At 58.5% G+C, this 6,035-nt stretch carries 8 protein-coding genes and 3 pseudogenes; 4 read left to right on the top strand and 7 right to left on the bottom strand.

The features are described from left to right. Positions 1–13: 13 nt before the first annotated feature. The 6 genes and pseudogenes from tnpB (AC0L17_RS33920) to AC0L17_RS33895 form a co-directional block, all read right to left on the bottom strand. The gene (gene tnpB, locus AC0L17_RS33920; RefSeq protein WP_473518912.1) at positions 14–235 is read right to left on the bottom strand and encodes an IS66 family insertion sequence element accessory protein TnpB; all 222 of its coding nucleotides are present in this window, start codon (positions 233–235) and stop codon (positions 14–16) included. Next, positions 210–341 (bottom strand): IS66 family insertion sequence element accessory protein TnpB, encoded by a 132-nt coding sequence (tnpB, locus tag AC0L17_RS33915; protein ID WP_473518911.1) that lies wholly within the window; start codon positions 339–341, stop codon positions 210–212. Before tnpB (AC0L17_RS33915) ends, tnpB (AC0L17_RS33920) begins: the two co-directional genes overlap by 26 nt. Further along, positions 338–793, bottom strand: a complete 456-nt coding sequence (tnpA, locus tag AC0L17_RS33910; RefSeq protein ID WP_473518910.1) for an IS66-like element accessory protein TnpA — start codon at positions 791–793, stop codon at positions 338–340. The genes tnpB (AC0L17_RS33915) and tnpA overlap by 4 nt, the downstream gene beginning before the upstream one ends. A 156-nt stretch (positions 794–949) precedes the next feature. After that, positions 950–1,531: a type II toxin-antitoxin system VapC family toxin gene (locus AC0L17_RS33905; protein ID WP_473518909.1), complete on the bottom strand. Its 582-nt coding sequence runs from the start codon at positions 1,529–1,531 to the stop codon at positions 950–952. After that, the gene (locus AC0L17_RS33900; RefSeq protein WP_473518908.1) at positions 1,521–1,817 is read right to left on the bottom strand and encodes a hypothetical protein; all 297 of its coding nucleotides are present in this window, start codon (positions 1,815–1,817) and stop codon (positions 1,521–1,523) included. Before AC0L17_RS33900 ends, AC0L17_RS33905 begins: the two co-directional genes overlap by 11 nt. Positions 1,818–1,937: 120 nt before the next feature. Beyond that, a pseudogene (locus AC0L17_RS33895) lies at positions 1,938–2,258 on the bottom strand (DDE-type integrase/transposase/recombinase); the annotation flags it as partial. A gap of 1,308 nt (positions 2,259–3,566) precedes the next feature. Here AC0L17_RS33895 and AC0L17_RS33890 point away from each other — a divergent pair. From AC0L17_RS33890 to AC0L17_RS33875, 4 genes and pseudogenes are all read left to right on the top strand, one after another. Further along, complete coding sequence (locus AC0L17_RS33890) at positions 3,567–3,743, top strand: hypothetical protein (RefSeq protein ID WP_473518907.1); 177 nt, start codon at positions 3,567–3,569, stop codon at positions 3,741–3,743. Between the two features lie 358 nt (positions 3,744–4,101). Further along, a complete protein-coding gene (locus AC0L17_RS33885) occupies positions 4,102–4,293 on the top strand; it encodes a hypothetical protein (protein WP_473518906.1) in 192 nt (63 codons plus the stop codon). Positions 4,294–4,382: 89 nt separating this feature from the next. After that, positions 4,383–4,570: pseudogene (locus AC0L17_RS33880) on the top strand (hypothetical protein); the annotation flags it as partial. Positions 4,571–4,699: 129 nt separating this feature from the next. Next, positions 4,700–5,401, top strand: a pseudogene (locus AC0L17_RS33875) (IS6 family transposase). On the opposite strand, the gene AC0L17_RS33870 reads toward AC0L17_RS33875, so the two are convergent. Next, positions 5,314–5,580 carry a hypothetical protein gene (locus tag AC0L17_RS33870; protein WP_473518913.1) on the bottom strand — a complete coding sequence of 89 codons (267 nt, stop codon included), beginning with the start codon at positions 5,578–5,580 and terminating at the stop codon, positions 5,314–5,316. The pseudogene AC0L17_RS33875 and the gene AC0L17_RS33870 overlap by 88 nt on opposite strands. Positions 5,581–6,035 lie beyond the last annotated feature (455 nt).

Below are 6,035 nucleotides of genomic sequence, written 5' to 3'. Positions count from 1 at the left end.
ATGGGCGGCTTATTCATTCCATCGCGTTTATGCCGCAAATCGCTGACGGCGAGTTAAGTTGATAACGCCACCGCCGCAACAGCCGCATCGTTTCATCCTGCACTTTGGGCCAGGCAAAGCTGCCCTGTTCCAGGATTTTGTAGGTCAGCACCATTCCGGTGCCATCCCATACCAGGATTTTTAGACGACCCCGCGCTTCGACCGGAAGATCACGTGACCCCGGAGTGCGGATCAAGCTTCAACTCGGTCTGCACCTTCAATGCCAGCGCCTGATGGCCACAGCGGAAGTCCACCGGCCGCGTCGCGATCAGGATCGGTAATCGTTGGCCCGCGACGATCATGCCGTCCCGCGCATCGCGCGCACCAAGGCCGCGACCCGATCAACCGGTACATCGCCGGGAACCCTAACCACCAGGTCTGCGCCTATTTCTACCGTCACGATCCCGGAAATGATCTCAACCGGCTCCAGAACCGGCAAAGCATCGGTAGCCGTCTTCGGCTCCGCCGTGATCGCAAGTGGCACAAAGGCGGGTTCGACAGGCCCGTTCTCAAAGGGCGGCACGGCCGTCATCAGTTCAGCAGGCAGCGTCAGAAGACCTTGACGCGCCTGCCGTCGCCAGTCCGAAAGCTGATGCGCAGCGAGATCATAAAGACGCGCAACATCAACAACCCGCGCACCGGGCTGAAGGCTCTCCGCTACAATCCGCGCCTTCAGATCATTCGGCCATCGCCGGTTTCCACGACGAAGCTCGACAACTTCGCATCGCCCAACAAATCCCTCATCATCGGCCATGCCAAATCTCCAGCTCTTGCCGAAAATCTTCTGGCAGAAACCTCAATGTTCAGAAACACGCGAAATCAATGGGATGTAGGCGGCGCATACGGAGTTGGTCTGAACTTTGCTCGAAGATCACTTCGTGCTCTGATGAGGCCGTTGAACTCATGGGAATTACGACGTTTCTGGTTTTCGGTACAGGACAATTCGCCCCGTTGGTACGAGTTGGGAAAGAAAGTCGAAGTCCCGAATGTTTCCCGTGAGCACACTCACGCCCAGCTGCCGCGCCTGCAGGAAAACCAAGGTGTCATTGACGAACTTGCGCTCATGGCCTTCCCCCTTCGGCAAATTGCTCATTCGGAACAGAAGACCGGCGAGGATGCCGGCTTGCCCCCATATGGCAGTTTCAGGAGCGTGAAGTCGGTGCTCGGGTATATCCGCGACCGTCGCCTGGATCGCTTGTAGCACGGTCCCCGTCGACGTGTGCTTTGGATCCAACCGGCCGAATGCGTGTGTCAGCTCGGAAAGGCACACAGCCGAGTGATGGCATATCCTATACGTCAGAAGCCTATCCACCTCTGCCGACGATCGGCCCTGCAGGACATCCAGATAGACGGTCGTATCCAGAAACAAGGGACCGCCAATGATAGGTTCGTCGTCGACCCATGGCAGATCGTCATCGGCCCGGCGCGCGAGTGACCCTTGGCGCTTCTGCGGTTTGAATGATCGAAGGGTCTTGGCGAGATCAAATCCCAAGGTCGATATCCGAGGGAATGCTGCCTTTGCGCTTGACGAGACGAGCCCCGAAGTCATCCTCCAGTGCCAGCCGCGACAGCGCAAGCTCCAACAACTCGGTATCCGACGTGACGTGGGCGCGCTTCTTGGCCGCGTCGATCAGCTCTGACGGTACGCGGCCCGACAGACGCGTATTCTTAGCGGAGCCAAGGAGACCAACGGCCCTCGCTTGTTCAAGGACGAGCTTGTTGCGGGTCAGCGCGACCGTTGCTTCGCTGTCTGTTGCAGTATGGATTTGAGCACCCATGCCAACCTCCTATGTTGAACATGCCATAGTTTATGTTCAACATAAATGCAAGGAGTAGCGAGGGCAAGGGCGATGTCACGTTGTCTGGCTATGAACGCGCTGAGAGCTGCGGCGCCGTTGTCAGCTGACCATGGTTACGGCGTTCCATTCCGCCATGGCCTGCAGGCGGTGAATATGTGTGGCGAGAGCGGAGCGTTTTGAGCGAGGTGGAACGAAGAGGTTGCGCAGAGCCGAGAAGATCGAGACGAAACGCTGCAGGCTTCCTGGCGACCGGAAGCCCTGCATCACCCGCTCTCGTTTTCGCAGCGGCACATGGGAATTCTCGGCGCGGTTGTTCAATCCTTTGTGTGACCGGTGGTCGACGTCCAGCATCACCTGACGCTTTGGCCGCTCCATACGAGCGCAGCTTGTCAGGATCATGCGCTTCGGTGCGACGCCCTGTGCTCCTATATCGAGATGGCAGCGCCTCACGGTAGCGCGGGTTCTGCCGGCCGCATCGACCGCCGCGCCTCCGCCAGATCGAGCGGCGTAGAGCCTCCAACATTGGGTTCGCGGTGCCGCTGTCCTAGCCAGCGAAGGTCCCGTGGTCGTCATCCCCGCGGTTCGCGTGCATCCGCCGCTGGCCCATCTAATGCGCGCTTCGCCCTGCGGACAGCAGACAGCGAAGCCGCCATAGCCGCGAAAATCTCGCAATGTCGGCTCGATCCAGGTCCCGCCCGCCACTTTTGCGAGGTGGTCCGTGCCGGTGCCGGTGGATCATGCAAATCCATTCCATGACCGCATCATTCCATCGTCCTCCTTCAGGCGGCCGAGCCTTCCGACGCCGAATCGATTATGACGATGCTCCCTGAAGAACAGTCCTCTTTTAGAGAGCGTGACAGTCTTCGCCGTCTTACCGAGTTTCAGCCTTTGCCATCGCCTCCTGCCCTCCCTGCCTCGCGTCACTCTACCCTGCTCGCATCGCCTCACCTCACGCGGGAAAGAATGTCGTTAACGTCATCCTGTGCGGCAAATGTCACAGCGACAAGACAGAATGCAGAAACGCCATAATGGCGTCCTGCCAAGCAATGGGCATCGAGGATGCCGAGGTCTCAGTCATCCATGAGTTCGATTCCTGCAAGCGGGCCGGCTCTCTATAACCGGCCTTCCCTGTCGCTGCGCGCGCAGGCACTTCGCCACGATTACTTCCGATGTGGAGAAGTTGTCATGTCGCAATCCGCTGTCGGTCAGGGACTGGCGCACGGCCAACAGAGCGCGTTCGGGACTGACACCGTCAAGCTCGGAGGGCATTCCTAGTCAAGTCGTTGCAGCTCCCGTCGGCTTTATGAAGTCGGTGACCGGCTAAGAAGGTTCCTGATCGCCGTACTGGGACATTATTCCTGACCCGCTCAATTGGATTAGGCTACCCTACCGACACAAAAAGACTCGGCACAATCTGGGTGCCGGGTCTTAAGGTCACATGTGATTGGGCAGGTGCTGTGACGCTTCTTGGCTACGCCCCGCATGATTAACGAGCCGTTAACTGCGGGGCATTCCTCACTTCCGTTCGGCGACAAGAGCGTCCAGATAGGTCTCTTGGCGTCGGGTGGATAATCGATTTCGCTGTTTTCGGTGTCGGTCAAGAGGGCGCGCTGCATTTTTGCTTTCGCAAGCTGTCGCCCGTCAGCGATGTGATGGCGGAAGATCCTATCAGGAATCAACGCCCTGTAAGGCCCTCTCGAGATCGCACAAACGGAGTCGGCTTCCGATTTGCTGTCCGCCTTCGCGGCGATCTTCGCCACCCGTCTGATTGCCACCGCAATCCTGCGCGTGCAATCGCTCGACCGGCCAGAAACTCGGGACGGCTTATGGATGATGCTGGGGACACATTGGCAGGGCTCGCTTGGCAAACTGACAAAGGCATTCCGCGCCACGCTTACCGGCTGACGGCTGTCGTGTGCTTGTTAACACGCGCGGAGGGTTGTTTCATGCAAGGCTGCGGCGTTTCTGCGGCCATTCCTCCAGCGCCTGCGAGATCGACAATTCTCCTGCACGAGGTAGGATCCCTGCTTCCACGTGGTCAGGTCATTGGCGGAGGAGCACTTTCCGGGCATCGGCTGCCGACCGAACATAGCGGTAGCGGCCGAGGCGAGGTTCAATGACAACCATCGCATGGAAACGTGCGCTCTCGCATAAGACAAGCCGGCGTTTTGATTATCCCAGATCATTCGCGATTTAAATCAAATCCGTCTGTGGATATTGACGATTGCGCGACCCCAGCGCGGGCGGCAACTGAGAGGGTCATATGACAAGCGATTTTTCCGCCGCGCGAGTGCATCTAGATCGAGCGTATCATTATCTGCGTGACGATGACCCGATGAGTCGGAGGGGGCGCGAAGCCTTGGATCTGCTAATTGAGGCGGTTGCCGTCGAGGAGTTCAAGCAGCCGAGCCAAAACGCGGACGTGCTACTGTTTCCGATTGGGCGCCGCTTCTGAGGCGATCTCCATGGTGGCAACCATGAAAATGGTGTGCAAACACTCTCAGAATACTGCCCGTCCAGGCATGAGCCGGGTCGGGCAATCGAATGGGAGTCCGAGCCTGTCGCTCACAACCATCCGAATTGAGCTGCCCTGGCTGCATCGGCGGCAGCTATTCTGGAATGGCCGCCGTCCGGCAGTTCCGCCGCGCCCGCGCCAGGTTCTGGTGATCGACGCCGGGCTGCGGCGGAACCGTTTTGCCAGCCATTCGCCTGCTTTCCTGTCCCAGGACGGCGTCGGCCAAGATTGCGAACGCAAGCTCTGTCCGTGTGCACCGTAGTGGTTGTCCAGACGGTTCTGTTGCAAACTTTTTCGTTACGGGTTGTCTGGCAAGTGACCTCCGACATTTTTTCGGAGGTTTGTGATGTTCAGAGGCCGGCATTTCGACCGATCGGTCATCCTGGTGTGCGTTCGCTGGTATCTGGCATATGGACTGAGCCTGCGCGATTTGAAGGAGATGATGGCCGAGCGTGGCATTAGCGTCGATCATTCGACGATCCATCGCTGGGTTGTTCACTTCTCGCCCTTGCTGCTGGAGCGCTTCAACCGGCGCAAGCGCGCAGCGACCGGCAAATGGCATGTTGATGAAACCTACATCAAGGTCCGAGGGCAGTGGATGTATCTCTACCGCGCTATCGACAGCGTCGGCGACACGGTCGAATTCTATTTCAGCGAACATCGGGATTTGCCGGCGGCCAAGCGTTTCTTCAGGAAAGCGCTGGAGCGCCATGGGCGTCCCGATCGTGTCGTCATCGATGGTAGCCAGACCAACCAGGAGGCGATCGTTTCCTGCGATACGACACATCGATTGCAGGATCGCTGAAGGCGCCGACCGAAGCCGATCCGAATCCGCCAAAGCCAATACTTGAACAACCGGATCGAGCAGGACCATCGGCGGATCAAGCGCCGTGTTCGGCCGATGCTCGGCTTCAAATCTCCCGCAGCCGCAAGCATCATCCTCGACGGCATCGAAATGCTTCACATGATGCGCAAACGACAGGCGAGGTTCGCCTTCAACCCAAATCCGTCATTGGCCGAGCAGTTCGATATCCTCGCCGCCGCATAAGCACCGCCCGCCATCTCTTCTTGCTTCAGTTCAACAAAAATTTGCAACAGAACCAAAATTGCTCCCCCGCCGGCACAGTGCTTCAGCAGGCTTGGGCGGGGGAGCTTGGGACAGCCTGCCGACGCACTGTTGGAGCGGACCATAATTTTGTTTGTGTCCGGCTTGTGGCGGAAATCCATTTTGCCGCGGAACCGTTTGCCGCAGCGGGCCGTAGCCGTTGGACATGAGCCTCACATCTCCGGAGGCAGTTCCTCCCCCCTGGCAACCGCTCTTTTTTTGGAACCACCAGAGTCAACCGGGAGAGATGAGCACGCCGACGAATTGCGCCGGCATGCGCATGCGGGTGTTGTCGCGGCGAGCCGATATCGTGGATACGCAGCGCAAGTCTTAGATGACAGGCTCGTCCGAGCGGGGACGATCTGCTCGTCGCCTTGATTACAGCCACGAAATGCGGGCGAACAATTGCAAGAGGCACAAGCTGGCGGTCGCCATCGTCGTCATGATTTTTCATTCTGCATCTCGATTGGTCTGGTGTTCCAGTTGGGTGGGGTCTGCCTGAGAATGTTGCGAACGAAGAAGTCCAGGAGTTTGCGCTCAGTGTAGATGCCTGGCGCGTTGTGATCGGCACCAGGCA

The sequence above is a fragment of the Mesorhizobium sp. WSM4829 genome, assembly GCF_055811475.1.
This window is presented reverse-complemented; position numbering and strand designations above follow the sequence as displayed.

Excerpts from the sequence above, each read along its gene's own strand:
- tnpB (WP_473518911.1), bottom strand. The coding sequence starts at position 341 with ATGATCGTCGCGGGCCAACGATTACCGATCCTGATCGCGACGCGGCCG.
- tnpA (WP_473518910.1), bottom strand. The coding sequence starts at position 793 with ATGGCCGATGATGAGGGATTTGTTGGGCGATGCGAAGTTGTCGAGCTT.
- AC0L17_RS33900 (WP_473518908.1), bottom strand. The coding sequence starts at position 1,817 with ATGGGTGCTCAAATCCATACTGCAACAGACAGCGAAGCAACGGTCGCG.
- AC0L17_RS33885 (WP_473518906.1), top strand. The coding sequence starts at position 4,102 with ATGACAAGCGATTTTTCCGCCGCGCGAGTGCATCTAGATCGAGCGTAT.
- AC0L17_RS33870 (WP_473518913.1), bottom strand. The coding sequence starts at position 5,580 with ATGGATTTCCGCCACAAGCCGGACACAAACAAAATTATGGTCCGCTCC.